The following is a 24625-nucleotide window of genomic DNA, read 5'->3' as shown; positions in this document are numbered from 1 at the left end:
TGTCAGCTGCGGTTGCCGGCCTGCTCGGTCTCGCGGGTGGGTCGGGCTGCTGCGCCGGTCTCGCGTGCTGCGCCGGAGGCCAGGCCGGCCGCGATGATGAACACGAAGACGATCAGCAGCGCCCCGAGCAGGCCGATCTGCTCGCCGAGGAACCCGATCAGCGGCGGCCCGGCCAGGAACGCCACGTAGCCGATCGTCGCGACGGCGCTGACCTTGGCGGCCGCGGTGCGGGGGTCGTCGGCCGCGGCGGACATGCCCATCGGGAAGCCGAGGCTGGCACCGAGGCCCCAGAGCACGACGCCCACGATCGCGAGCGGCACGTCGTCGATGAAGATGAGCATGCCGAGGCCGACCACCGCGACGGCGGCGCTGATGCGCAGGACCGGCACGCGGCCGAACTTGTCGATCAGCGGGCTGCCGGCGACGCGGCCGGCGGTCATCGCGGCGAGGAACACCGTCAGCACGGCAGCCCCGCCGGCGTTGTCGAGCCCGTGGCCGTCGATCATCGCGAGGGGCAGCCAGTCGTTCGCGGACCCCTCGGCCAGCGCCATGCCGAGCACGATCACGCCGATCAACAGCGTGGACGGCTGTGCCCAGACCTGCCAGCGGGTGAGCGGGGTCGCGACCGGGCTGGTGTCGGTGGACACCGGCTGCTCGAAGCGGTGCTCGTCCTGGAACTTCGCGACGGCGACGAGCATGGCGGCGCTCGTGATGACGACGAGCACGATGAAGTGCCACGACACCGGGATCTCGAGCTTCTCGGCCAGCGCGCCGAGGCCTGCACCCGCGAGCGTACCGAGGCTGAACGCGGCGTGGAACAGCGGCATGATCGTGCGTCCGCCGGCCTTCTCGGCGGCGGCGCCGGAGACGTTCATCGACACGTCGCACAGGCCGTTGCCGAAGCCGAACGCGATGAGCGCGATCCAGATGGCGGCGAAGCCCCACCCGAGCGTGACCGCGACCCCGGCGAAGACCATGCCGAGCGCCAGGCATGCCGCAGCCACCTGCACGCCCCGCCTCGCACCGAGCTTCGCGACGATGTGTCCGGCGAACGTCAGCCCACCGATGGAGCCGACCGCCATGCCGAGCACGAGCAGGCCCATCTCGAACGTGCTCGCCCCGAGGGAGTCGCGGACGCTCGGGATCCGGCCCAGCCACGTCGCGATGTCGAGCCCGGACAGGGTGAACACCACGAACACCGCGATGATCCAGGCCTTGGTGGTCGGGACGGTGCGGGTGGACGGCGTCGTCATGGTGGTTCCCATCGTGCTGCGACGCGCTCGGTGCTGCGCGTTCTGGTGCTGGTGTTGCGGTTGTCGAATCGATTCGACTGCTCGTTCCGGCTACGCTAACGGGCGATGGACGAACCGGCAACAGGACCCGGCGCGTCGCCTTCCCGCGGCGGCGCCACCCGTCCGTCGCGCCCGACGCTCGCCGCGGTCGCCCGTGCCGCCGGTGTCGCGCCGTCGACGGCATCGCTCGCGTTCAGCGGTCTCGGCCCGGTTTCCGAGGACGCCAAGGCCCGCGTGCTCGCCGCCGCCGCCGACCTCGGTTACGGCGGCCCCGACCCCCGTGCTCGTTCCCTGCGCCGAGGGCGCTCCGGCGTCATCGGCGTCGTGATGGACGAGCGCCTGAGCGATGCCTTCCGTGACCCGGTGAACGTCCTGACGCTCGACGGCATCGCCGAGGTAGCGGGCGCCGCGGGGGTGTCCCTGCTGCTCGTCCGGAGTCCGCTCGACGACGAGCAGGGCGCCGGCCCGCTGGTCGATGCCCCGATGGACGCCGTCGTGCTCGTCGGGTGCAACGTGCGGATCGACCCCGCCGTCGCCGTGCTGCGCCGTCGGCAGATCCCGGTCGTCGCGATCGAGGCGGCCGAGATCGAGGGCGCTGTCCCCGTCCAGCTCGACAACCGGGAGGCCTCACGCCGTGCTGCGGAGTACCTGCAGGGGCTCGGCCACCGGGACGTGACCGTCGTGACCCTGCCCCTCGATGCCGCACGTCGCCGTGGCCCGATCGACGCACCTCGGCAGGCCGAGGGCATCGCCTTCACCACGCTCGAACGCCTGCGTGGTGTGCGCCAGGTCTACCCGGAGGCCGTCGCGATCGAGACCGCCGGCAGCTCGGTCGAAGAGGGGCGTCTCGCCGGCACGGAGCTCTTCGCCCCGGACGGCCCCCGCCCCACCGCCGTCATCGCCCAGAGTGACCTGATCGCCGTCGGGGTGATCTCGGCCGCGCTCGACGCCGGACTCCGTGTCCCCGAGGATGTCAGCATCGTCGGCTTCGACGGCATCACGGTGGACGACAGCCTGCTCCACCGCACCCCGATCCGGCACCTGACCACCCTGGTGCAGCCGTTCGTGCAGAAGGGCCAAGCCGCCGCCCGTGCCGCTCTGGCCATGCTCGAGGGGGCGGAGCCGCAGCCGGCGTCGTTCATCTCGGAGTTGCGGGTGGGGGACACGACGGGGCCGCCGCCGGACACACGCACCTACCGACAGTAATACCGGCTCGGGTGAGTGTGTGGCATGGGGTCTAGACCTGCGCGCACTCCTGTGGTTGAACGTCCTAGCCCAACCTCAGAACAACGCATGCACGCGGCCGAGTCACTGTGGAGTTGGGGCATACCTCACAGCAACGCGGGGTGCGGGCGCTTCCGATGACTTGGCCAGATCAAACGCAAGCTCGAACGATGGTCCCGGAGGCTGGGCTGAGCTACCCTCAGTGAAAAGACGGGCCTATCTCGCTCGAGCTCACGTCCCGCCTGCGATCCGTGAAAGAGGTCACTATGTCTACTCCTGGTGCGCCGCTGGACAACCCGATCGGCTCGTCCGACGATGACACGCTTGGCCGGGCCCCGGTCGCTCGAGAATTTGCCGAGTCCGTCCGTCTCTTGGATGCGTCACGCGGAGCAGTCGTCGGGATCCTAGGTGCGTGGGGTTCGGGTAAAACTTCTTTCGTGAACATGATGAGGGAGGAGTTTCGGTCTGCGCCTGAGATGCCTGTCATTGAATTCAATCCATGGCTTTTTTCGGGCACTCAGCAGCTTAGTGAGGCTTTCTTTCGGGAGATTTCTGCAGCTCTGCGCGTATCGCCGAATGCAAAACTCGGTACCATCGCGGATAATTTGGAGAAATACGGCGACGTCCTGAGTCCGTTGGCTATGCTGCCGTATGTTGGAGCTTGGTACGATCGATCTTTCAAGGCCGCGAAGACAGCAACGAGGCTGATTGAGGACCGTAGGCGTGGAACCGGGTCCCTCAAGCAAGATGTAACTTCCGAGTTGAAAAAATTACCGCAACCCGTCGTTGTTGTAATTGACGATATCGACCGACTGACGACTCCCGAAATTCGTGATGTCTTCAAGCTTGTGCGATTGACTGCTAATTTCGCGAACGTCATCTATCTGCTTGCTTTTGATCGGCATCGGGTCGAGGCGGCGCTATCTGAAGATGGGATACCGGGCCGAGACTATCTGGAGAAGATTGTTCAAGTTAGCCTTGATCTACCAGCGGTTTCAGAAGGTCACTTGCGCTCACAGGTAAGTGAGCGACTTGGCGTCGTAGTTCAGGGTATTGAGAATCTGCGATTCTCCTCGGAGGAGTGGGCGGACGTCTACTTTGACATAGTTGAGCCGATGATTTCGAACCTGCGGGACGTCACTCGTTTCGTGTTGTCAGCCCAAGGCACGCTGCGCGCTCTCGGTGCCGATATTGAAGCGGTCGATCTACTGGCGCTCGAAGCGATTCGTGTATTTCGACCGGACATCTTCAGGCTTTTTGAGCAGTCGAGGAGAACTCTTACAACAGTGAGTGCGGGCTATGGTTCGCAGGATCTGTCCAAAGAAAAATTAGAGGTTTCACGCATACTCGAGGCGGCGGGTCCTGACGCTGATGCCGTGAACCAGCTCCTCACACGGCTCTTCCCGGCTGCTCAGCGCTACATGAGTGGTACACATTACGGTGCTGACTTTTCCGAAGTATGGAAGCGCAATCATCGAGTCGCCCATATTGCGTACGCGGACCTATACTTCGGGCGCCTAGTGTCGAGCGAGCTCTTGGCTGCCCGCTGGGCCGAAGGGGCTCTCGAGGCAATGAGTGATAGGTGTGCGCTGGCAAGTCATATCGAGGCAATCCCTCCCGAGCAGATTGAAGATGCTCTGATCGCTCTTGGAGCGCTCGCCTCTGAGTTTCGACAAGAGATGGTGATCCCTTCGGCCGCAACCCTCCTATCGACTGTCGACCTCATTCCCGAGCGCGATCAGCGTGGGATGTTCGACATGATGCGCCCTGACTTGGTGGTGAGCAGGGTAGTGCTGCAGCTACTCCGCCTCCTCCCGACTGAGCCGGAACGAGAGGCGGCTGTGGAGGCGATTCTGCTGTTGCTAAATTCGTATTCGTCACAAGAGCTGCTCCTTCGCGATGTGGGCCACCAGGAAAACGTTGGGGCTAAACTGATTTCGGTCGCCGAAGCGGACCGGCTAGAGCATCAATTCGTGGCGAGCGTTATGGCCAAACATTCCGACGTACCCAGCCGAGAGTTCAGTCTCCTGAGAGTGTACTGGATTGCGGGCAAGCGCTTGGGTGACCGGTATGTACCGCCGACTTTCGAAAACGTTGACGAGATTCGTTCTCTACTACGTTCCGGTCGCACAGTCGCCCGAAGCCAGACGAGCGGATCACGACATGTGCGCACCGAGGCTCGTCTCTGGTGGGATGGCCTCATAGGCGTCTTCGGAGGGGAGGCACCGCTCCGGGCTGCTGTCGTTCGACTTGAGGAAGTGGATGGACAGTCGCCGCTCGTTGAACTTGGGATGCGGTATGCCGCGGGCTGGCGGCCGGATGACGAATAGAGTCACGTCTGGTTAATTAAGCCATATAGACCATCAGTGCAGTTAGGTGGCAAGCTGACATAAGAGCGCGCTATCGGCTCCGACGACGAAGGCCGGCTGACCGTGCGGGCAGGCGGCCTTCGTCGTGCTTTGTGGGAGTGGCGTCAATGTGCGGGGTCGTACGCGTCACGAACGGCCTGGCTGATCCGGCCACGGCTGGAGACTTCGTGGCCGTTCTCGTGTGCCCACTCGCGGATCCTTGAGAGGTTTTCCGAGTTGCCACGCTTCCCGGCGCTGGTACCCGCCCGTACCCCGAGGCCGTGATCACCTCGACGCAGACAGGCGCACCTGCCCATACCTAACATAATCAATGTTATCGGCTCGTGTGGTGGGTTCGCTCCGAGGAAGCACTGCCCGAGTTGTGTAGCAAGAGCCAATGTCGTCCGGCAGCGTTGAGGCAGGGCGGTGCCCCACCACGGGGGGTAGAACCATTTGGTCGTGACGTCCTACCGTGAGCGTGCGCACACCGAACATGAGATTTTTCGAGCGTTGCGTCACGGACTGCATCGAGCGTGGGGACGTCTTCGCTCGCAAAGCCCAACGGCATCCGGGGACATCATCCGTCGCTCGGCCGCGTTCGGCCGCGTCTCAACGAAGAAGGCACCATGTCCGATCCGATCAGCGCAGACACGGCAGCGGCTCCGAAGGGTCTTGGCGTCATCGGCCAGATCCGCGACCAGCTGAACCAGGTGCTCGGGGGAAACAACCCCAATCAATACTTCATGATGACCGTGCCGGGAACGATCCTGGACCCGTCGGAGTACGCGTACGACGTCACGAAAGCGAAACCCGTCGTTGTTGCGGCGAACGAATCGCGGCTTGTCGACCAATTGTTCGACGTCACGACGGTGAGTCCGGCACCGAACGGCCAGCGGCTCTCCTCGCAGTTCCTGCAAGCGCTGAGCGTGCTCGTCCCCAAGTTCGATCCGATGATGCCGCGGATCAAGAACAAGCTGCGGGCCTACCTCCATTCGCCTGCGCCGGCTTCAGCGACGGTGAGCGGTGAACCGTTCGTCGGCAACCTCGAGGAGTTCTACTTCGCCCTCTACGAAGCTTGGCTCGCCGAGAAGTCGAAGTGGGAGACCGAGGTCATCGAGCAGCGAGAGAAGTCGACTCCCGAGGTGTTCCTCGAGTGGTACGAGGAAGTCGCCGAGACTCGGCTGGCCATCGTCGACGCCGCAGAGGGCCGTCTCTTGGCCGTCTTCTCGCCGGCGGACATGAACGCGATCCTCGGAGCGCTTGCTGCTGGACCGGGCGGGGCGATCCAAGAAGCGTCGCAGCAGGTGATGGACCTGCGTGTGCCCTCACCCGACGGCGGCTTCATCTACCCCGTCAACTTGACACCCGACAACTGGTTCCTGGATCTCGCAAGCGATCAGGACCCAGTCGATCTGCTGCAAGACCCCGCGTTCATCGCACTGACGCTCACCGCCCGCCGGCAAGCTCTCAGCGCATCGGTGTCCCAGGTGCAGAATCTGGTCGCACAGATGCCATCCAACGCGGACCTCGCCGGCGCGGCCCGAGCCTTCTCCACAGCACAGACCGCATACGCGACAGCACAGTCCAACCTGCAGACGGCGTACACCGCGAACACCATCACCGCGGCGAACATGGCTGCCCGCTACGAAGCAAGCACGTCGGGCGTCGGCAAACTCGATGCAGACGTCGCCGAGGTGAGCAAAGCAGCGAAGGACACAGATGATGCCGTCCACGACAAGGCAGCCAAGGCCGATGGCACTGGGCTGAGCCCGAAGGACATGGCGGCCCTCACCGCGGGGATGAAGGCCGTGTCCGACGCGCAGACCGCGTTGCTCGCCGGGGCTCAGGGTCTCGTGAGTGCCGGGCTGACGCTCGGATCCGATCAAGCAGCGACCTTCGCAGATGCGCCTGTGTTGCTCAGTCGGCTTCAGCAGCAGCTCGCGGACATCACAACGCTGCAGAATCAGCTCGCCACCCCCCGCCCTCCCGTAACCACACCACCAGTAACCGCAGTGGTGACGGGCGACTCCCCCGCGACGATCAGCAAGATTCTCGCGGCGGCGGATGGACCGAGTGTTGATCCTCAGGCCTACTTGGCATCTGTAGGCGAGGCGCTTCCCTCGAACGTGACCCCTGATGCAAGTGCGGCTGCGAACACAGTCAAACCGGACGATACGACCAAGCCAGCTGCTGCAGACGTTGATCCTCCGCTGACATTCGCTGCTGTGCTCGCTGCCGGGTACAGCGCATGGGGCTCGGCGCTGAATGACGCGGTCTCTTTGGCAGACGACGATCTGACGACATGGATTGCCAGCGTGCAAGAAGCGCTCGACACAGCGAGCGCCGCCGCAGACGCGACCCCCGAAACGGTGAAGACAGCCATCGGTACAGCTGTCAATACGCCCCCTTCTGGCATGGCCGATATCGGGACATCCATCAGCACCGCCGCGGATTCGACGGCTGCGACCGAGGTGGCGACGCTGGCTCAGCTGATCGAAACTCAACTCGCCGCCATTGTTGCCAGGGCGAACAATTGGGTCGATGAAAGCGCGACGAAGCTGGCGCCTCTTCAAGCGGGTACGGCTGCCCCAGCGGACGTGAACCTTCTTGCGAGCTTCACAACTGCGCCCGCGCCAGCTGCAACAACGAACGTCGCCGGTGTCGACAGCTACGTGGAAGGCGTACTCAGCGGGCTGAAGGGAAGCGACATTGTTCCGCGGGTCAGGACGGCCGTCGAAGCTCGCGCGTCAAGTTTTGTAGCGGCGCCCTCCACGACTGGAGCGATGACGCCGGCTGTCACGTCGGATCGCTGGTTGAGTCTGCAGTACTCCGTGTCAACCGACGATGCAACCGACATCAGCAGCGCCGCGAGTTCGTCGTCGGAAACCAGCTGGAGTGTCGACTTGTTCCTCGGCAGTGCCAGCGGCAGCAGCAGCAGCTCGTCTGCGAGCGACAGCAAGTCGCAGCTTGACTCTTCAGTCAGCGTCGACATCGGTATGAAGGTCACCAAAGTGGAGATCGAACGGGGCTGGTTCGACCCTGGAGTCTTCAAGCTCAGCGGCGACATGAGCCGTATCTCGTCCCTGCCGATTTCCTTCGGAACCGTAGACGCCACCGACGAAGCCGTGGCGGGCACCGCCAACAAGGCGATCCTGCCGGCGTTCCCGGTCGCGTTCGTGGTGGCGAAGGACGTCACGATACGGTTCCAGGCGCACTCTGAGGCACTCGCTGACATCCAGACTGTTCTCGACAGCAAGTCGGCCGTTGGGGGCGGGTTCCTGTGCTTCAGCGCCTCGAGTGCATCGGCGGCGCACAGCGATGCGTCGTCGTTGCACACCAAGGTGACGGACACGGTCGTGAACATCTCGATGCCTGGCCCGCAGATCCTCGGATGGTTCAACGAGTTCACCCCCCATGACAAAAGCGTCATCATGGGACAGGCCGACCCGAACAGCACCACGGCCGATCAGCTCGACATCGTCGACTTCGTCGATCAGCTCCAGACATTCGCGGGAACAGCCGATCCTGCTGCACCTTCGACCTTCGCTAGCTGATGCTCACCTCGATCAGACAGCGCTGAGGGGGCGACAACATGGCCGGCGCAGTGCAACTGCACGTATGGGAGCTCGACACACACAGCGGCGACAAGATGGCTGAGGTGATGGCGGAGCGAGGGTCGTTCCCATGGGAGATGACACAGCTGCAGCACCTGCAGAAGCAGATAGCGATCCAGGCCTCATACCTTCGGGAAGCCATCGGGTCTCAACGCGTGGACGAAGTCCTCCCGGTCTTCGTCGCCCCCCAGTTCACATTCACGACGCAGGACAACGGCCCCTACGACAGGGGAACCGTGTACCGGGTGCTGCCCTACCTGGAACAGATCAGCAGGACCTACCCACACGTGTTGTGGTGTCCGGGAACCGTCTGGTGGCGGGAACGGGTGCTCGATCAGCGCTCCATCCAGTACCAGGTGCACGACACAACGCTCCTCTACCAAGGAGGCCGCCTGCTGCTCAGCTTGCAGAAATCGCTGATGTCGGAAATCGACCCGCCCGGCACCGCCTCACCCATGCTGTGGGACCAAGCTCACCCAGACGCAGCCGGGATCACCGAGAGCAGGCACAACCCGTTCTGTGAAGCCCGGATTCCAGGCACGCAACAGGCAGTCTCCGTGGGCATCGAAGTCGCACGGATGCACACCGCAAGCTGGGATCCACGGACGGGGCTTCCCTCTCCTCACGGAGCCCTGCGCACTCGCTACACCAACGGAGACCGCCACGACGCCGGCGTCGACATCCACCTCCTCCTTGGGGCAGCAACGCCTCTGCAGCCCGGCAACGTGGCCGCTCGTGACGGCGGTGCTGTGCTGCGTGTTGACGGGGCGGCAAACGCGTCCCCTCGCTCGCAAGCAGGAAGCGTCAGCCGCGACAATCCAGACGCAGCAACCGCACTTCACAGCTGGAATCCAACGATCGCAGACGAAGCGGCGACTTTCACGGGTGAGGACCCTGCCAACCGTTTCGCGGTCTTCCCACCGATCGTCCTGGGCTGACGAGAAGACGGCCGTCGCGTCGACGACGCCCCCGCAGCAACTTCTTTCTTCGACCGGAAGCACCGGTGTCCCCCGTGAATTGGGACTCCGGTGAATCGTTCTCAGTCTGCAAGCCGGCGAGTCTGGCCCAATTCGCCTCGATGAGGCGAAGCGTCTTGTTGTTGAAAGACACCGCCTTGAGCCCTCAGCGCCGCCTTCTGAGGACGGGCGCTCCGGCTGCGGCTCACCGCCGCCGCACCCCGAGCCCCACCACCGCAACCAGGTTCACCGCACTCCCGACCAAGAACCCCGTGGTGCCACCCGCGACACCTGCGACGGGCCCGAGCACTGCCATGAGCCCAGCGCCGACGACGAACCCGGCGACCGAAGCCAGTGCGACCTGCCGTGAGCGTCCAGCGGCGAGCAGCAACGCCGCCGGCACGAGCCCGACGGTGAACACCCACACCGCGACCATCAGGTACCGCAGGTCGGCGACGGCAGCGGCACCCTCGGCGGGGTAGACGATCGGCAGGAACCATCCTGCGAGCAGGGCGACCAGGCCGAACACGACGGCGGATACCGCCGCGAACCCGACGACGAGCAGCAGCGCTCCGCGGGAGCGCAACGATCCACCATCGGTCCGGTGTGCGAACGCCGGCACGAGCACCTGCCCCAGCGCCTGCCCGAGCATCGACGCCGGCGTCGCCAGGGTGAAGGCGGCGGCGTAGACACCGGCGTCGTGCGCGGACGACGTCACCTGCGCCGAGATCATCGTCAACTGCAGCAACCCGTTCGAAGTCACCACCGCCAGCACGTTCCACGCTGCGAACCCGAGCACCCCGGCAGCGGGTTTGTGCGAAGCCGGCGAGAAGCCGTTGCCCCGCGGCCAGCACGCGATCGCGAACACCGTGTACCCGATGGCCAGGGGCAGCAGCACGAAGGGCTCGAGCCGCGCGACGCATGCCACCACGAGCAACCCGAGCGCCAGCACGCTCGTCACGGAGTCCCACAGTGCGACCCGGGGTGCCCGGTCGTAGCCGAGCTGCGCGCCGCGGGCGTAGCAGTAGAGGCCGTAGCCGACGACGACCGCTGCACCACCGAGCACCATGCCGGGGCCGTTGCCCCAGGCCAGCGCGATCGGCACGGTGACCGCCGCGAGCACCACGCTCGAGACCAGCATCGACACCCCGAGCAGCCGGTTCACCGCGGCGTCCGACCGCCGACCCCGCAGCGCGATCGCCAGGAACCGCGATGCAGTGTTGCCCGCGGCGTTCGGCCAGAGCAGCGCGACGAACACCGAGAGCGACAGCAGGGCGGTGGTCTGCCCGAGGGTCTCGGTGCCGAACACCCGCCCGACGACGACGGTCACGAGCAGCTTCGCGACACCCTGCACCCCGATGCCGACCGTGGCGAGCACGGCCGACGAAGCCACCGAAGACGACGGAGCCGCAGGAGAACCAGGCCCGGCAGACGAAGCGGGCCCAGCCGGAGACGCCCCGCTCACCGCGCCAACGCCTGTTCCACCCAGCCCCGCCGGTGCGCCCGCACCCCGAGCGTCACCGCCCGGACCCCGATGTAGCCGAGGGCGAAGGCCGCCCACAATCCCGCGAGCGTCCCGCCGGCCCACCAGAGCAGCGGCAGGTAGACGACGAGGTTCACGCCTCCGGCGATGGCCAGGTACCGCGCATCACCGGCGCCGATCAGCACTCCGTCGAGCACGAAGACGTACCCGGCGACGGGCATCCCGACCGCGATGAGCACCAGCACGACGGGCAGGGCGTCCCGCACCGCCTGCGAGTCCGAGAACACCGGCCCGAGCACCCCGCTCACGGCCAGGGTCAGCACCCCGAGCAGCACACCGCCGGCGATTCCGAGCAGCACGAGCCGCCTGGTCACCAGTCGCACCCGCTCCGGGTCACGCCCGCCGAGCCCGTGCCCGACGAGCGCCTGTCCGGCGATCGCCAGGGCGTCGAGTACGAACGCCAGCGTCGAGAAGACGGTCAGCCCGACCTGCGTCGTCGCCAGTCCGGTGGTCCCCAGCCCGGCAGCGGCCCCGACGGTCGCGAGCATCGCGATCCGCAGCGACGCGGTCCGCAGGAACAGCCAGGCACCCGACCGCAGTGCTCGTGCGACGCCCGAGGCGCCGGGTCGCAGCGGCGCCCCCGACGACCGAGCGGCCCGCACCGCGATGCGCACGTAGACGACGGCCATCGCCCACTGCACGATGACGGTGCCGGCGGCGGATCCCTCGACACCCCAGCCGGCGCCGTAGATCAGGACGGCGTTGAGCAGCCCGTTCGCGACGAACCCGATGGTCGCGACGACGAGCGGGGTCTTCGTGTCCTGCAGCCCACGCAGCAGTCCGGTCGAGGCGGTCACCACCAGGATGCCGGGCAGCCCGATCAGCGAGATGGTCAGGTACGCGGTCGCGGCGGCCGACACCTCGGCCGAGGCGCCGAACAGGTCGACGAGCGGCCCGGCGAGCGGCCACCCGACCAGCGCCAGCACCACCCCCAGCACGAGCGCGAGCCACATCCCGTCGATGCCCGCGTGCACGGCTCCGCGACGGTCGCCACCACCGAGCGCCCGTGCCACGGCCGGCGTCGTCGAGTACGCCAGGAACACCAGCAGCCCGGTCACCGTCGACAGCACGGCACTCGCGAGCCCGACGGCCGCCAGCGGCGTCGCCCCCAGGTGCCCGACGAGCGCGGTGTCGGTCAGCAGGAACAGCGGCTCGACCACGAGCGCTCCGAGCGCCGGCACCGCCAGCCGCACGATGTCGCGGTCGACCGCGCGCCGCTCAGCGGTCACAGCGGGTCGCGTCGGTCGGTGCACCGACCCATTCTGTCGGCGATGCCGACCCGTCGTGGTCACGAGGCGGGGTGGGCGCGACCCCGGGACGGACTGGAGGCCCGTGGCCGTGTCCGCCACGGGCCTCCAGTCCGGTGGTCCCACGTCCTCGGGCTTGCGCCCCGCACGACCTCGTTCCGCGACGAGCCGATCCGCTGACGTCTGTAACGCTGGAGCCATGACCGGACACTCCAGAGTGTGAAGGACGAACAGGACGACGGCCCGCTGTGGACGCGAGCGGTCCGTGATGACGGGGCTGCGTTCGCCGCGCTGTTCGACCGGCACCGACCACGCATCTACCGACGGGCGTTGAGCCTGACGGAGCACTCCCACGACGCCGAGGACATCACCGCGGCGGCGTTCTACGAGCTCTGGCGCAAGCGCAAGAGCGTCGCTCTGGTGGCGGGTTCCGTCGCTCCGTGGTTGCTGGTCACGACGGTCAACCTGACCCAGAACCACCGACGCGCGGCGGCGCGGTACCGGAAACTCCTCGACGCGCTCCCTCGGGACGAGCCTCACGCTCCTGCCACGGACGCCGAAGACCTCGAGGCCCGCGATCGCCTCAGGACGACGATCCGGGGACTCGCGCCGCAGGACGCCGCGCTGCTGGTGCTCACCGGGGTCGAGGAGATGCCGGTCTGGCAGGCCGCGCAGGCGGTCGGTCTCAAACCGCCGGCGGCACGCGTGCGGTTGCACCGGATGCGCCAGCGCCTGCAACGCGACCTGCACGACCTCCGTCCCAGTGTCCGCAACGCACCGGAAGGCACCTACTGATGAGCATCGACATGAATCCCGACGCTGCTGCAGCGGTCCGCTCGGAGCTGGCCGCCATCGGGACACGACGGAGCGCCCTGCAGCGCCAGCAACGACGTGCACGCATCGGCGTCTCGATCGTCTCCGTCGCGGCGATCGCGGTGACGACGAGCGCCGCCGCCCTGGTCGTCGCCGGGCTCCCGGGGACCACGACGACGGCAGCAGTCGGGCGCACGACCACTGCGACGCACACCGGTCCCGCACTGGTCGACATCGGGCAGGCTCCCGACACCGCCGGTGCCGTGATCGTCGACATCACGTGCCGCAACGACGTCGGCATGGTCCGAGTCTCCACCGTCGGAGGGGGCGCATCCGGCCTGAGTTGTCGGGACGAAGGGACGATGCGCGTCGTCGACGGCCGGCTCCCGGAGCGAGGGACGACGACGTTCAGCATCGAAGCATCGGCGGGGACGAGGTGGACGGCGACGCTGCAGTACGCCACCGCGGTCACGTCGGACTGGGCGGTCAACGACAAGGGCCAGACCTACGGGGTCCCGAACGCGTCGGGTCACCCGGATCTGGTCCCCGGGAAGGCGGACAACGGCCGCGAGGGCTGGGTCCTGTGGAGCGAGCCGGACGGCGGCGACGTGTACGAGTCCGACGGCACCACCGTGGTCGGGCAGTGGACGGCGGGGGTCGCCGACGAGGTCCCGCTCGATCAGCGGTACATCGACGAGCAGGAGTCCGTGCAGACCGCGACCCCGTCGCCCAGCGCGCCGCGCTGAACCGGGCGAGGAGCGCGTTGCGGACCGGAGCGACCGACTGGGGGGCGTTCCGGTCCGCAACGCAGAACGGGACGGACCGGAGGCCCGTGGCCGTGTCCGCCACGGGCCTCCAGTCCGGTGGTCCCACGTCGTCAGGCGCGTGGCGACGGCCGGCCGACCACTCGCGTCAGTCGGCGCGCGGTTCCGCGGGGACTGCGCCGGTGGCGGCGTGCGCGGGGTCGGCGGCCTCGGTCGAGGGCTCGTCGGTGCCGCGGACCCGGCCGATGACGTCCATCACGTGGTAGACGACGATCGCGGCGATCGTGCCGACGATGATGCCGCCGAAGCTCGCCTGACCGAAGCGGAACGTGAAGTCCGCGATGCCGATGATCAGGGCGATGCCGGCGGTCAGCTGGTTCTTCGGCTTCGAGAAGTCGACGCGGTTCTCGACCCAGATCCGGATGCCGATGATGCCGATCAGACCGTAGAGGGCGGTGGTGGCGCCGCCGAGCACGCCGGCGGGCACCGAGGAGATGACCGCGCCGATCCTCGGCGACAGACCGAGCAGGACGGCCGCGATCGCGGCGACCCAGTAGGCGGCGGTCGAGAAGACGCGGGTGGCGGCCATGACGCCGATGTTCTCGCCGTAGGTGGTGGTGGCGGAGCCGCCGCCGATGCCGGCCAGCACGGTCGAGATGCCGTCGGCGAAGAGCGCGCGACCGGTGAGCGGCGTGAGGTCACGGCCGGTCAGCTGCCCGACGCCCTTGACGTGGCCGACGTTCTCGGCGACCAGCGCCAGGACGACCGGCACGAACGCCAGGTAGATCGGGAGCTGCGACGGGTCGAACGCGGGAGCGGTGAAGTCCGGCAGACCGATCCACGCCTTGTCACCGACCTTCGAGAAGTCGACCTGACCGCCGATGAGCGCGGCGACGTACCCGACGAGCACACCGATGACGATCGACAGGCGGCCGATCAGGCCCCTGAACAGGACCGTGACCAGGATGATCGTCGCGAGGGTGATGACCGCGATGACCGGGGCTTCCGTGAAGTTCTTCCGGGCCGACGGCGCCAGGTTGAAGCCGATCAGGGCGACGATCGCGCCGGAGACCACCGGGGGCATCAGCCGGTCGATCCACCCGGCGCCGGCCAGGTGCACGACGAGCCCGACGATCGCGAGCAGCGCGCCGACGACGATGATGCCGGACAGGGCGAGCGGGATGCCGCCGATCTTGGTCGCCGCACCGATCGGGGCGATGAAGGCGAACGACGAGCCGAGGTAGCTCGGCAGGCGGTTGCCCGTGATGAGCAGGAACAGGATCGTGCCGATGCCGCTGAACAGCAGCGTCGTCGACGGCGGGAACCCGGTGATCAGGGGCACCAGGAACGTGGCGCCGAACATCGCGACGACGTGCTGCACGCCGAGGCCGATCGTCCGGGGCCAGGTGAGCCGTTCGTCGGGTGCCACGATCGTCGTCGCGGAGACGGTCTTGCCGTCACCGTGCAGCTTCCACGGAAGTCCCATGCGATGACCGTACCGGCAGCCGTGTGCCGGTGACGACCCGGATCGACCTGCCCCATGGGGTCGGTGGCTATCGTGGACCGCATGACCGACGTCGCACGTGCCTCCGGCATCCACACTGACGAACTCGACCCCGCGGTGCGCCCCCAGGACGACCTGTACCGCCACGTGAACGGGACCTGGATCGAGGCGACGCCGATCCCCGACGACAAGGCCCGGTACGGCTCCTTCACGGTGCTGGCCGAGGCCGCCGAGATCGCCGTGCGCGACATCATCGAGCGCTCGCAGCAGGCCGCCCCCGGCACCGAGGAGCGCAAGGTCGGTGACCTCTTCACCTCGTTCACCGACGAAGCGCGGCTCGAGGAGCTCGGCACCGCACCGATCGAGCACCTGCTCACCGAGATCACCGAGATCCAGTCCGTGCCCGAGGTCATCGCCGCCGTCGGCCGCTTCGAGCGCATCGGCCTGCCGAGCTTCCTGCAGCTCTTCGTCGACAACGACCCGGGCGACCCGGAGTCCTACGTCGTGTTCCTGGAGCAGTCCGGCCTCGGGCTGCCCGACGAGTCGTACTACCGCGAAGCGCGCTTCGCCGACATCCGCGAGAAGTACCGCGAGTTCGTTGCGGCGATGTTCCCGCTCGCCGGCCTCGACGACGGCGGCGCCCGCACCGAGCACGTCATCGCGCTCGAGACGGCGCTCGCCGCCCAGCACTGGGACAACGTCACGACCCGCGACAGCCAGAAGACCTACAACAAGCTGCCCTGGGCCGAGGTCGCCGCGCTCGCGAAGGGCGTCGACCTGCAGACCTGGTGGCAGGCCATCGACGCCCCCGCCGGTGCGTTCGAGACCGTCGTGGTGCGCGAGCCCTCGTTCATCACCGGCCTGGCCGACCTGCTGAACGACCAGCCGCTCGAGGTCTGGAAGGACTGGCTGCGCTGGCAGGTCATCCGTGGCTCCGCCGCGTACCTGACGAGCGCGTTCTCGGCCACGAACTTCTCGTTCTACGGCACCGCACTCACCGGTGCGCCCAAGCAGCGCGAGCGCTGGAAGCGTGGCGTCTCGCTGGTCGAGGGTGCGATGGGCGAGGCCGTCGGCCGCATCTACGTGCAGGAGCACTTCGACGAGACCTCGAAGGCCAAGATGGACGACCTCGTCGCCAACCTGGTCGAGGCGTACCGGCAGAGCATCACGGCGCTCGACTGGATGACCGACGAGACCCGTGCCCGTGCGCTCGACAAGCTCGACAAGTTCACGCCGAAGATCGGCTACCCGGTGAAGTGGCGCGACTACTCGGCGCTGCCCGTCCTGTCCGACGACCTGGTCGCGAACGTCCGCGCCGTCGCCTCGTTCCAGGTCGACCGCGAGCTCGGCAAGATCGGCAAGCCGATCGACCGCGACGAGTGGTTCATGACCCCGCAGACGATCAACGCGTACTACAACCCCGGTTTCAACGAGATCGTGTTCCCGGCCGCGATCCTGCAGTTCCCGTTCTTCGACGCAGACCGCGACGCCGCCGCGAACTACGGCGCGATCGGTGCCGTCATCGGGCACGAGATCGGTCACGGCTTCGACGACCAGGGCTCGCAGTACGACGGCGACGGCAAGCTCGAGAACTGGTGGACCGAAGCGGACCGCGCGGCGTTCGAGGAGCGCACGAAGGCCCTCATCGCGCAGTACGACGCCCTGGTGCCGACCGAGGTGCCCGACAGCCACGTGAACGGTGCCCTGACGATCGGCGAGAACATCGGTGACCTCGGTGGCCTGTCGATCGCGTGGAAGGCGTACCTGCTGTCGCTCGACGGTCAGGAGCCCCCGGTCGTCGACGGACTGACCGGCGCCGAGCGCTTCTTCCTGAGCTGGGCACAGGCCTGGCGGATGGCGATCCGACCGGAAGAGGCTGCGCGTCTGCTGTCGATCGACCCGCACTCGCCGAACGAGTTCCGCTGCAACCAGGTGGTCCGCAACATCGACGTCTGGTACGACACCTTCGGCGTGACCGAGCAGGACGCGATGTACCTCGACCCCGCCGAGCGCGTCGCCATCTGGTGATGACGGAGTCGGACGCGGCCCGGTCGTCGCGCCGCCGGCGACCGGACGACCGCCCAGCGGGTGGCGGCCGCGGTCGTGGGCGGCACAGCGGCCGGGCCGACGACCGCTTCACCGCCACCACCGGGGCCCTCGGTGCGCTCGCGCTCGAGGGCGCCGGGGTGAGTGCCTCGGTGATCGACACGTCGAGCGGCAAGGCACTGCTCGGGATCGACGACACCCTGGTGCAGCCGGTCGCGAGCCTGGGCCGCGTCCTGCTGCTCATCGAGGTCGCCGCCCAGCTCGAGGACGGCCGCCTGCACGGTGACCGGCTGCAGCGGATGGCCCGCGACACCGCGACCGGCGCCGGCCTGTGGCAGTTCCTGCAGGAGCCGACCATGCAGGTGCCCGACCTGGCGACCCTGGTCGGGGCCACCGCCGATGCCTGGGCGATGAACGCGCTGCTGACGACGGTGGGCATCGACGCCGTCCGGGAGCGCGCGGAGTCCCTGGGCATCGAGCGCACGGCGTTGATCGATCGCGTGCGGGACCGCCGCGGGCCGGACGACGCCCCCGACGCGTCCGTCGCACCGACCGGGGAACTGTCGTGGGTGATGCGCGGCCTGGCACTCGGCGAGGTCGTCGACGAGGCGGTGTCGAACCGGGTGCTCGGCTGGCTGTCCCTGGCGAGCGACCTGAACCTGGTCGCCGGTTCCTTCGGCCTCGACCCCCTGGCACACCGTGCACTCGACCACGGGTTGCAGGTCGTCGCGGTCACCGGGTCGAGCACCGGCGTGCGGGCCGAGGCGGGGATCCTGCGGGGGCCCGGTTCGTCGGTCAGTTACGCCGTGACCGTCACCTTCGACGACGCTTCGTTGCAGCGGCGGTTGGCCGTGGTCGAGGCGCTGCGGACCATGGGCACCGAGGTGCTCGAGGCGGTGCACGCCCCGGCTCGTCGCTGAGCGCGCTTGCCGCTGCCGCTGCCGCTGCTGTTGCCGCTGCTCGTGCCGAGTCTCGGTCCGGCGGACAGATCGCGGGCGCAGCAACGGCGACACTGTCCGCGGGGCCGAGACTCGGGGAGCGCGGACGCTACGGACGGTGGCGGGTGCGGTGTCGCCGGGTCAGGGCCGCGGGACGCAGACCGACTCCGCGCGCAGACTCAGGCCGTCGACCGTGCCCCGGATGCTCGCCGTGGCAGGATCCGCATCCGAAGACGACGACCAGTAGTCCCGGCCCATCGCCCGACCGCTGACCTCGAAGCCCTCGGACGTCCACAGCGCGGTCACGGCGTCGAACGGCCCCTGCGCGTCGTCGACGATCTGGAACACCGGCACGACGCTGAACGCCGTCGCCCGGGTGCCGGTCGCATCGGGCGACCAGGTCGACCCGGACGGCGCGCACTGTTCGGTGCCCGTGGTGACGGTCGCGGGGACCCCGGCTGCGTCGGCCGAGCGCTCGAGGAACGCCCGGAGCGTCGCAGCGTGGTCGCTCACGTCGGCGGGCACCCAGGGGGCCGGCGTGGGGCTCGTCGTCGTGGTGCCCGGGGCGGTGGCGTCCTGCGGCTTCTTCGCGTCGAGGGGGAGTCCGAGCCAGCCACTCGTCCCGTCGAGGCCGACGGAGAACGCGGTGCGCGGAGCGCGGTGTGCGTCGGCGGCTTCGTCCTTCGTCCGGACGAGGACGTCGGCGACGGCGCCGAGTCCTCCGCCCGAGACCGACAGGGAGGGGCGTTCGGCCTCCCCGGCTGTGGCGGACTCGGCGGCGGCGGCGGCGTCGGTGGTGGCCTGCGCAGCGTCGGCGTAGGTCGTGCCCGGTGAGTAGGACAGGCGCTCGACGTGGTGGTCACCGTCGCCGTCCAACCCGTCGATCGTGCGCAGGAGTGCTCGTCCGGGGTGCGTCGCCGTGATCCCCACCGAAACGTCACCCCGGTCCAGCGAGGCCGGGTGGTCGCCGACGATCGGACGGGCCTGCGTGACGGCGTCGGTGAAGCTGACGCCCGGCACGAGCCAGATCGTGGAACCTGACGGGGTCACCCAGAGCCTGCGCAAGAAGGGCTCCGCACGCAGCCGTCCGGCCAGGTCGACGACGTCGCGGTCCATCGGATCGAGGACGACCGGTGCCGACGCGCGGCCGCGAGGCACGTCCAGGGTCACCGACAGCGTCGTGCCGCTGACACCCCGCGCCGCCGTGTGCCGGATCCGTTCGGCGACGGCGAGGTCGCTCGAGTCGGCCCGCACCTCGAGCGACGTGATCCAGTTGTGCGAGTCGTCCTTCGCGTCGACCTGACGGACCTCGCCCTCGGCCGTGTCGACGCCGGGCAACCGCTCGACCCGGGTGATGAGCTTCGCGAGCGCCGATTCCGATCCGGTCGGCGGTGGCGGAGACCACGTGCACGCGGCGAGTGTGAGCACGACGATGAGCGCGGTCGCGAGCGCTCCTGCTGAACGTGTCCGTGCGCGAGCCCCCATGCGTCCGAGTCTAGGAACGCCGTGGTGCCGCACGGAATCGGTCGCGGGACCCATCCCCGCTCAGCGCAGGAGCACGAAGGAGCGCAGCGGCTGGGGTTCGACGTCGTGGGCCTCGACGAAGCCACGCGACTCGTAGAACGCCCGCTGCCCCGCCTCGGTGTCGGTGAGCAGGACCGTCTGGCGAACGTCGGCGTACCGCTGCAGGACCGCGTCGAGGAGTGCACCGCCGACGCCCGACCGGTGCGCGGACGGCACGACGAGGACGTCCTGCACGTACACGATCGTCACGCCGTCGGAGACCGTGCGGAGCAGGCCGAGCAGGTGTCCATCGTCGTCGCGGGCGGTCAGCACGGTGTGCGAGCCGACGATCGCCGCGGTGAGGGCTGCGGGGTCCTGCGTGTACGCGGTCCACCCGACGGCGTCGTACAGCGCCACCAGTTCGTCGGTCCCCGGGCGTTCGTCGCTGATCGTCGTGCTCATGGAACCCATCGTGCCCGAGCTCACGGGGACGGGCGCGACCGGCGAGTCGTGCTCATCTATTCCTTGACGCCCGGTCGGATCCGGACGAGCATCGCTGCTGGCGACGCGCGGGGGCGAGCGTCGCCTGGCGCACGATGACGTGTGGTGTGAGCGCCGTCGTGTCGACCCGAATCCCCACGACGGCGCTCCTTGGCCTGTCCGTACCTGCGGTTCGCGGTGCCCACGGTCCGGAGCTCCCGCTCGTCGCGGACTGCGCCCCGCCCGCGATCACCACGCGGACGGGCCTCAGCTCAGGCCGGTGTCGACGTCAGGTAGGCGTAGAGGATCGCCGCGATGACGTCGTAGCCGGTGTCGTTCGGGTGGATCCCGTCGTACATGTAGGTGTTGCCCGTCGTGCCGGTCTGCCCGAAGTACGGCGGCACGTAGGCACCGAGGTCGAAGAACCCGATCTTGACACCCGGGTTCGCGGACCGGAACGTGGTCACCGCCTGCTGCTGTGCGGCGCGGTACTTCGCCCACTCGGTGGTCGACGCCTTGCCCAGCTGGTACGGCATGATCACGAGCAACGCCGAGTCCGGGCTGCGGTCGTGCACCAGGTCCAGGTAGTTGACCGTCTGCTGCGTCAGCACCGCGGGGGTGACCACGCCGTAGTCGTTCGTTCCCCACATCGACGTGATCAGGTCGGGCGAGAACCGACGGAGCGCATCCGCCCAGGTGTCGTTGCCGTTGGCGGCCGACGACGCGAGGGAGAACCCCTCGGTGCGCGAGGTCGACTGCGATGCCTCGAGGACGTGGAACCCACCGCCCTCGTCGCCGTCGAAGAGCTGCCAGCCCTCGAGGAACGGCTCGCCGCTCTGCCACGTCACCGTGACGGTGCGGACCGCGGAGGCCGACTTCGGGCTGGTCCAGGTCTGTTCACCGGTGGAGACCGCCGGCAGGGTGACCTTGGTGCCGTCGATGGTGACGGAGACGGCGTCACGCGTGCTCGTCGCCCGCCACGACAGCACGAACGACGTGCAGCGCTGCGTGAACGAGGCCGACCGGACGCCGGTGCCGGTCAGCGCGACGGCTCGTCGGCCGAGCCCGGACTTCGTGCTCCGGGCGCCGGCGTACGTGGCGGAGCGGAGGTCGATCGCGGCACCGTTCGCCCCGGTGTACGAGACGTAGGTCACCGTGGTCGGCGGCTTGTCGACCGTGGCGTACTGCGAGCGGGCGGGGACGTAGTCGAACCCGCCGGGTGCCTGCCCAGCACCGTTGCGGAGTCGTGCCCGCACCCGCGCCGGGTACCCCTTCTGCGGCGAGGCTGCGCCGAACGCCTCCGTGATCGAGTCGCCCGCCGTGACGATGGTCGCGGTGCCGGCGGCGACCTTGCGGAAGAACCCGGCGAGCGGGTCGCTCGCGGAGTAGGTCAGTCCCGACGGGATGAACGGCTTGGTGGCTGCCGCGGTCGCCGGTGACGCCGCAGCGCCGGCCAGGGCTGATCCGCCGATCGTGACGGCAGCGCCCTGCAGCAGACCTCGCCTCGAGATCCCCCGGCCGCTCTTCGAACTGTGATCCGTCATGTTTCCCCCAAGAGCATCGATGCGGTGGTCACGGCACGAGCGCACTCTCCGGTCCTGCCGACCTGCGGCAACCTGAGAGAACCCCCATCCCACGACGACCATAGGTCAGTTCCGTCGTGAGCAACAGACCTGTCCACTCCCGGGATCGGTGCACGCGGATCGTCCGACAGCTGTCGTCGAACATCCGACCGCTACGACGTCGCCTGCCCCTCCGGCACGAACGCCTGCACGGACAGCAGCGAGGCGTCGGCGGACGCGCAGGCCTTGTAGTCCGTGTCCTTCACGAACAGGGACTGCTTCGACCCGGGCGGGTACACACGGAAGCCGTCCGGGGTCTTCGCCGAGCAGTCACCCGACGGGTAGTTCTCGGCCCGGACGATCTTGAGCGGTGCGACGGCGGTCTTGCCGGGTGCGAGGGTCACGGTCGGGTGCGGCGCGCTCTTCTCCTGCGTCGCGGCCGCACCGATCTGCTTGCCGGTGCCACCCCCGACGAACGAGACGCCCGGCCACCCCTGCACGGTGCAGGTCGTCGACCCGGTGTTCTCGAGCACCAGGTGCACGATGACGCTGCCGGCGGCACCACCGCTGCCGGCCTCGATGCGTCCTGCCAGCGACGACACCGCGCACCGGTCACCGGAAGCAGAACCGGAACCGGCGGACGACCCGGAACCGGTGGACGGTGCCGTCGAGGCGGACTCGTCCGACGACTGCGGTGCGGACGCCGGCGCGGACGCGGACGGCGACGGCGCGGGCGCGGTGACCGTCTCGGTGGCGGCGGGCTGCCCGTCCGAGGCACACCCCGCCAGTGTCCCGACGGCGACGAGCCCGGTCACGACGAGCAGGAACTTGGATCGGCTGCTGCGTTGCATGCTGCACAGGCAACCACCGAACGCCGCATCCGGTTCGGTCGGCGTCCAGGGACCCCGAGCACACTCCGAGGCAAGCAACCCGAGCAGCGGAGGTCGGACATGACGGGCAAGCACGAACAGGCACGAGGCGACGAGGGTCGCGCGGACGGGGTCGAGCCCCGCGCCGGAGCCTTCACCGACAGCGAGATCCCGGGCGAGGAGCACGTCGAGTCGACGGAGCCCGTCGGCGAGTTCGTCTCGAGCGACATCCCCGGCGAGGCGCGTCCGAACGGCGCCGGGCCCGATGGCGAGTACGTCGACTCGGACATCCCCGGCGAGGCCGAGCCGGCACAGAACGGCGAGGTCGGGGAGTACACCGACACCGACAAGGCCTGACGGTCAGTCGATCAGCTCCGCCGCCACCAGGCGGCGGAGCGTCTCCACGCCCGCAGGCGGGCAGCGACCCGCGTCGGCGGAGGTGACCCACTCGACCTCGTCCACCTCGGCCGAGGCGACGGGCGTGGCGGAGTCCAGTGGGCCTCCCGGCCGGACCAGGAACAGCGTCATCGCGACCATCGTCCCCGGAGCCTGCCCGTGGGCGGGCTCGAACACGACGCCGAACGGTTCCACGTCGGCGGCGGTCAGCCGCAGGCCGGTCTCCTCGTACGCCTCGCGCACGGCGGCCTCGACGTCGGTCTCGTGCGGCTCCGCCTTGCCGCCGGGCAGGTAGAGCACGTCGCGCGCCCGGGCGCGCACCATCAGGACACGTCGGTCACGCACCAGCAGCAGCGCACTCACGCGCAGTGTGGGTGGTTGGGCGCCTGTCTGGAGGCTCAGCTCGCGTCCGCCTGGTCGTCGCGACCCGGACCCGCCCCGCCCCGCCACCGAGAAGCAACGCCGCGTCACACACTTGGCCGCGTGCGGTATACCGTGCCTAGGGTGGGGGCGTGAGCACTCCGCGCGTGTACGTCATCCACGAGAACCCCGAGTGGTTCCCGCCGCTCGCCGCCGCCTTCGAGGCCGAGGGCGTCCCGGTCGAGGAGATCCTGCTGACCGAGGGGCAGATCGACCTCGCGGCCGAGCCGGCACCCGGCGTGTACTGGAGCCGCATGTCCGCGAGCTCCCACACCCGCGGCCACGAGCACAGCAAGGAGTACACCCGCGCCGTCCTCGGGTGGCTCGAGCGAGCGGGTCGCCAGGTCGTCGGCGGCAGTCACGTGCTCGAGCTCGAGGTGTCGAAGGTCGCCCAGCACGGCCTCCTGCAGCAGGCCGGCTTCGACGTGCCCCGCACCACCGCCGTGTTCGGCACGACGACGCTCAAGCAGGCGGCGAAGGACTTCACGAACGGCCAGGACGTCCCGTTCATCACGAAGCACAACCAGGGCGGCAAGGGCCTGGGCGTGCGGCGCTTCGACTCGCTCGCCGAGTTCGACGCCTACGTCGACAGCCCCGAGTTCGAGGCCCCGGTCGACGGCATCACGCTGCTGCAGGAGTACCTGACGGCTCGCGAACCCTTCATCACCCGCGTCGAGTTCGTCGGCGGCGAGTTCGTCTACGCCGTCCGTGTCGACACCAGCGCCGGCAGCTTCGAACTGTGCCCCGCCGACGCGTGCGAGGTGCCCCAGGCCATTGCCGGCGCCGTCTGCGACGTGCCCGGTACCGAGACCGCCGGTGCGCCCCCGGCGTTCGCCGTCCGGACCGAGATCACCGCTGGCCACCCGCTGGTCCAGCAGCTCCGCACGTTCCTCGCCGACCAGCGAATCACCATCGCGGGCGTCGAGTTCATGGAGACGACGGACGGCCGCACCGTCGTCTACGACATCAACACGAACACGAACTACAACCCTGCTGTCGAGGAGTCCGCGCCGGCCTCCGGCCCGCGCTCCATCGCGAAGTACCTCGGCGGCCTGCTGGCGGCCGAGTACGCCGCAGAGCTCACGGCCTGAGACCGCAAGGACCAC

General features: G+C 68.5%; 20 protein-coding genes. 10 read left to right on the top strand and 10 right to left on the bottom strand.

From position 1 onward, the window contains the following. Window positions 1–2: 2 nt before the first annotated feature. Entirely contained in the window at window positions 3–1253 is a 1251-nt protein-coding gene (locus BOSE127_RS01660) for an MFS transporter (protein ID WP_159556065.1), read from the bottom strand. A gap of 105 nt (window positions 1254–1358) precedes the next feature. On the opposite strand from BOSE127_RS01660, the gene BOSE127_RS01655 reads away from it, so the two are divergent. Together BOSE127_RS01655 and BOSE127_RS01650 are read left to right on the top strand one after the other, a co-directional pair. Continuing rightward, window positions 1359–2498, top strand: a complete 1140-nt coding sequence (locus tag BOSE127_RS01655; protein WP_159556064.1) for a substrate-binding domain-containing protein — start codon at window positions 1359–1361, stop codon at window positions 2496–2498. Between the two features lie 284 nt (window positions 2499–2782). Continuing rightward, window positions 2783–4846 carry a KAP family P-loop NTPase fold protein gene (locus BOSE127_RS01650; protein ID WP_159556063.1) on the top strand — a complete coding sequence of 688 codons (2064 nt, stop codon included), beginning with the start codon at window positions 2783–2785 and terminating at the stop codon, window positions 4844–4846. Between the two features lie 143 nt (window positions 4847–4989). Here the strand turns inward: BOSE127_RS01650 and BOSE127_RS01645 are convergent, their stop codons facing one another. Beyond that, window positions 4990–5181: an Lsr2 family DNA-binding protein gene (locus BOSE127_RS01645; protein WP_328698923.1), complete on the bottom strand. Its 192-nt coding sequence runs from the start codon at window positions 5179–5181 to the stop codon at window positions 4990–4992. A 309-nt stretch (window positions 5182–5490) separates the two neighbouring features. On the opposite strand from BOSE127_RS01645, the gene BOSE127_RS01640 reads away from it, so the two are divergent. After that, window positions 5491–8418 (top strand): hypothetical protein, encoded by a 2928-nt coding sequence (locus BOSE127_RS01640; protein WP_159556061.1) that lies wholly within the window; start codon window positions 5491–5493, stop codon window positions 8416–8418. 38 nt (window positions 8419–8456) lie between these two features. Next, window positions 8457–9416, top strand: a complete 960-nt coding sequence (locus tag BOSE127_RS01635; protein WP_159556060.1) for a hypothetical protein — start codon at window positions 8457–8459, stop codon at window positions 9414–9416. A gap of 223 nt (window positions 9417–9639) precedes the next feature. Here the strand turns inward: BOSE127_RS01635 and BOSE127_RS01630 are convergent, their stop codons facing one another. Next, complete coding sequence (locus BOSE127_RS01630; protein WP_159556059.1) at window positions 9640–10827, bottom strand: lipopolysaccharide biosynthesis protein; 1188 nt, start codon at window positions 10825–10827, stop codon at window positions 9640–9642. A 68-nt stretch (window positions 10828–10895) separates the two neighbouring features. Beyond that, a complete protein-coding gene (locus BOSE127_RS01625) occupies window positions 10896–12206 on the bottom strand; it encodes an MATE family efflux transporter (protein WP_159556058.1) in 1311 nt (436 codons plus the stop codon). Between the two features lie 237 nt (window positions 12207–12443). Between BOSE127_RS01625 and BOSE127_RS01620 the strand changes: the two genes are divergently transcribed. Both BOSE127_RS01620 and BOSE127_RS01615 read left to right on the top strand, forming a co-directional pair. After that, window positions 12444–13019: an RNA polymerase sigma factor gene (locus BOSE127_RS01620; RefSeq protein ID WP_159556057.1), complete on the top strand. Its 576-nt coding sequence runs from the start codon at window positions 12444–12446 to the stop codon at window positions 13017–13019. Beyond that, window positions 13019–13783 (top strand): hypothetical protein, encoded by a 765-nt coding sequence (locus BOSE127_RS01615; protein ID WP_159556056.1) that lies wholly within the window; start codon window positions 13019–13021, stop codon window positions 13781–13783. Before BOSE127_RS01620 ends, BOSE127_RS01615 begins: the two co-directional genes overlap by 1 nt. A 166-nt stretch (window positions 13784–13949) precedes the next feature. Here the strand turns inward: BOSE127_RS01615 and BOSE127_RS01610 are convergent, their stop codons facing one another. After that, a complete protein-coding gene (locus BOSE127_RS01610; protein ID WP_159556055.1) occupies window positions 13950–15287 on the bottom strand; it encodes a uracil-xanthine permease family protein in 1338 nt (445 codons plus the stop codon). A gap of 81 nt (window positions 15288–15368) precedes the next feature. Between BOSE127_RS01610 and BOSE127_RS01605 the strand changes: the two genes are divergently transcribed. Together BOSE127_RS01605 and BOSE127_RS01600 are read left to right on the top strand one after the other, a co-directional pair. Next, entirely contained in the window at window positions 15369–17333 is a 1965-nt protein-coding gene (locus tag BOSE127_RS01605; protein WP_159556054.1) for a M13 family metallopeptidase, read from the top strand. After that, entirely contained in the window at window positions 17333–18271 is a 939-nt protein-coding gene (locus BOSE127_RS01600) for a serine hydrolase (RefSeq protein WP_159556053.1), read from the top strand. Before BOSE127_RS01605 ends, BOSE127_RS01600 begins: the two co-directional genes overlap by 1 nt. 159 nt (window positions 18272–18430) lie before the next feature. On the opposite strand, the gene BOSE127_RS01595 is transcribed toward BOSE127_RS01600, so the two are convergent. From BOSE127_RS01595 to BOSE127_RS01580, 4 genes are all read right to left on the bottom strand, one after another. Continuing rightward, on the bottom strand, window positions 18431–19774 hold the full coding sequence (locus tag BOSE127_RS01595; protein ID WP_159556052.1) for a hypothetical protein: 1344 nt from the start codon (window positions 19772–19774) through the stop codon (window positions 18431–18433). A 60-nt stretch (window positions 19775–19834) separates the two neighbouring features. After that, the gene (locus tag BOSE127_RS01590) at window positions 19835–20254 is read right to left on the bottom strand and encodes a GNAT family N-acetyltransferase (protein ID WP_159556051.1); all 420 of its coding nucleotides are present in this window, start codon (window positions 20252–20254) and stop codon (window positions 19835–19837) included. A gap of 290 nt (window positions 20255–20544) precedes the next feature. After that, a complete protein-coding gene (locus BOSE127_RS01585) occupies window positions 20545–21816 on the bottom strand; it encodes an SGNH/GDSL hydrolase family protein (protein WP_159556050.1) in 1272 nt (423 codons plus the stop codon). Between the two features lie 191 nt (window positions 21817–22007). After that, window positions 22008–22685 (bottom strand): DUF4232 domain-containing protein, encoded by a 678-nt coding sequence (locus BOSE127_RS01580; protein ID WP_159556049.1) that lies wholly within the window; start codon window positions 22683–22685, stop codon window positions 22008–22010. 99 nt (window positions 22686–22784) lie between these two features. Here BOSE127_RS01580 and BOSE127_RS01575 point away from each other — a divergent pair, with 99 nt between their 5' ends. After that, window positions 22785–23060 (top strand): hypothetical protein, encoded by a 276-nt coding sequence (locus tag BOSE127_RS01575; RefSeq protein WP_017887732.1) that lies wholly within the window; start codon window positions 22785–22787, stop codon window positions 23058–23060. 3 nt (window positions 23061–23063) lie between these two features. Here BOSE127_RS01575 and BOSE127_RS01570 read toward each other — a convergent pair whose 3' ends face one another. After that, entirely contained in the window at window positions 23064–23462 is a 399-nt protein-coding gene (locus BOSE127_RS01570) for an NUDIX hydrolase (protein ID WP_017887731.1), read from the bottom strand. 149 nt (window positions 23463–23611) lie between these two features. On the opposite strand from BOSE127_RS01570, the gene BOSE127_RS01565 reads away from it, so the two are divergent. Continuing rightward, window positions 23612–24610, top strand: a complete 999-nt coding sequence (locus BOSE127_RS01565) for an ATP-grasp domain-containing protein (protein ID WP_042540556.1) — start codon at window positions 23612–23614, stop codon at window positions 24608–24610. Window positions 24611–24625: the final 15 nt, after the last annotated feature.

Origin of the sequence: Curtobacterium sp. 8I-2 (assembly GCF_902506155.1) — a bacterium.
GTDB classification, from domain to species: Bacteria; Actinomycetota; Actinomycetes; order Actinomycetales; family Microbacteriaceae; genus Curtobacterium; species Curtobacterium poinsettiae.
The sequence above is the reverse complement of the archived record's forward strand: the minus strand, read 5'-3'. Positions and strand labels throughout refer to the sequence as shown.

Coding starts and splice junctions, on each gene's coding strand:
- BOSE127_RS01660 (WP_159556065.1), bottom strand. CDS start 1,253: ATGACGACGCCGTCCACCCGCACCGTCCCGACCACCAAGGCCTGGATC.
- BOSE127_RS01655 (WP_159556064.1), top strand. CDS start 1,359: ATGGACGAACCGGCAACAGGACCCGGCGCGTCGCCTTCCCGCGGCGGC.
- BOSE127_RS01650 (WP_159556063.1), top strand. CDS start 2,783: ATGTCTACTCCTGGTGCGCCGCTGGACAACCCGATCGGCTCGTCCGAC.
- BOSE127_RS01645 (WP_328698923.1), bottom strand. CDS start 5,181: ATGGGCAGGTGCGCCTGTCTGCGTCGAGGTGATCACGGCCTCGGGGTA.
- BOSE127_RS01640 (WP_159556061.1), top strand. CDS start 5,491: ATGTCCGATCCGATCAGCGCAGACACGGCAGCGGCTCCGAAGGGTCTT.
- BOSE127_RS01635 (WP_159556060.1), top strand. CDS start 8,457: ATGGCCGGCGCAGTGCAACTGCACGTATGGGAGCTCGACACACACAGC.
- BOSE127_RS01615 (WP_159556056.1), top strand. CDS start 13,019: ATGAGCATCGACATGAATCCCGACGCTGCTGCAGCGGTCCGCTCGGAG.
- BOSE127_RS01610 (WP_159556055.1), bottom strand. CDS start 15,287: ATGGGACTTCCGTGGAAGCTGCACGGTGACGGCAAGACCGTCTCCGCG.
- BOSE127_RS01605 (WP_159556054.1), top strand. CDS start 15,369: ATGACCGACGTCGCACGTGCCTCCGGCATCCACACTGACGAACTCGAC.
- BOSE127_RS01600 (WP_159556053.1), top strand. CDS start 17,333: ATGACGGAGTCGGACGCGGCCCGGTCGTCGCGCCGCCGGCGACCGGAC.
- BOSE127_RS01595 (WP_159556052.1), bottom strand. CDS start 19,774: ATGGGGGCTCGCGCACGGACACGTTCAGCAGGAGCGCTCGCGACCGCG.
- BOSE127_RS01590 (WP_159556051.1), bottom strand. CDS start 20,254: ATGAGCACGACGATCAGCGACGAACGCCCGGGGACCGACGAACTGGTG.
- BOSE127_RS01585 (WP_159556050.1), bottom strand. CDS start 21,816: ATGACGGATCACAGTTCGAAGAGCGGCCGGGGGATCTCGAGGCGAGGT.
- BOSE127_RS01580 (WP_159556049.1), bottom strand. CDS start 22,685: ATGCAACGCAGCAGCCGATCCAAGTTCCTGCTCGTCGTGACCGGGCTC.
- BOSE127_RS01575 (WP_017887732.1), top strand. CDS start 22,785: ATGACGGGCAAGCACGAACAGGCACGAGGCGACGAGGGTCGCGCGGAC.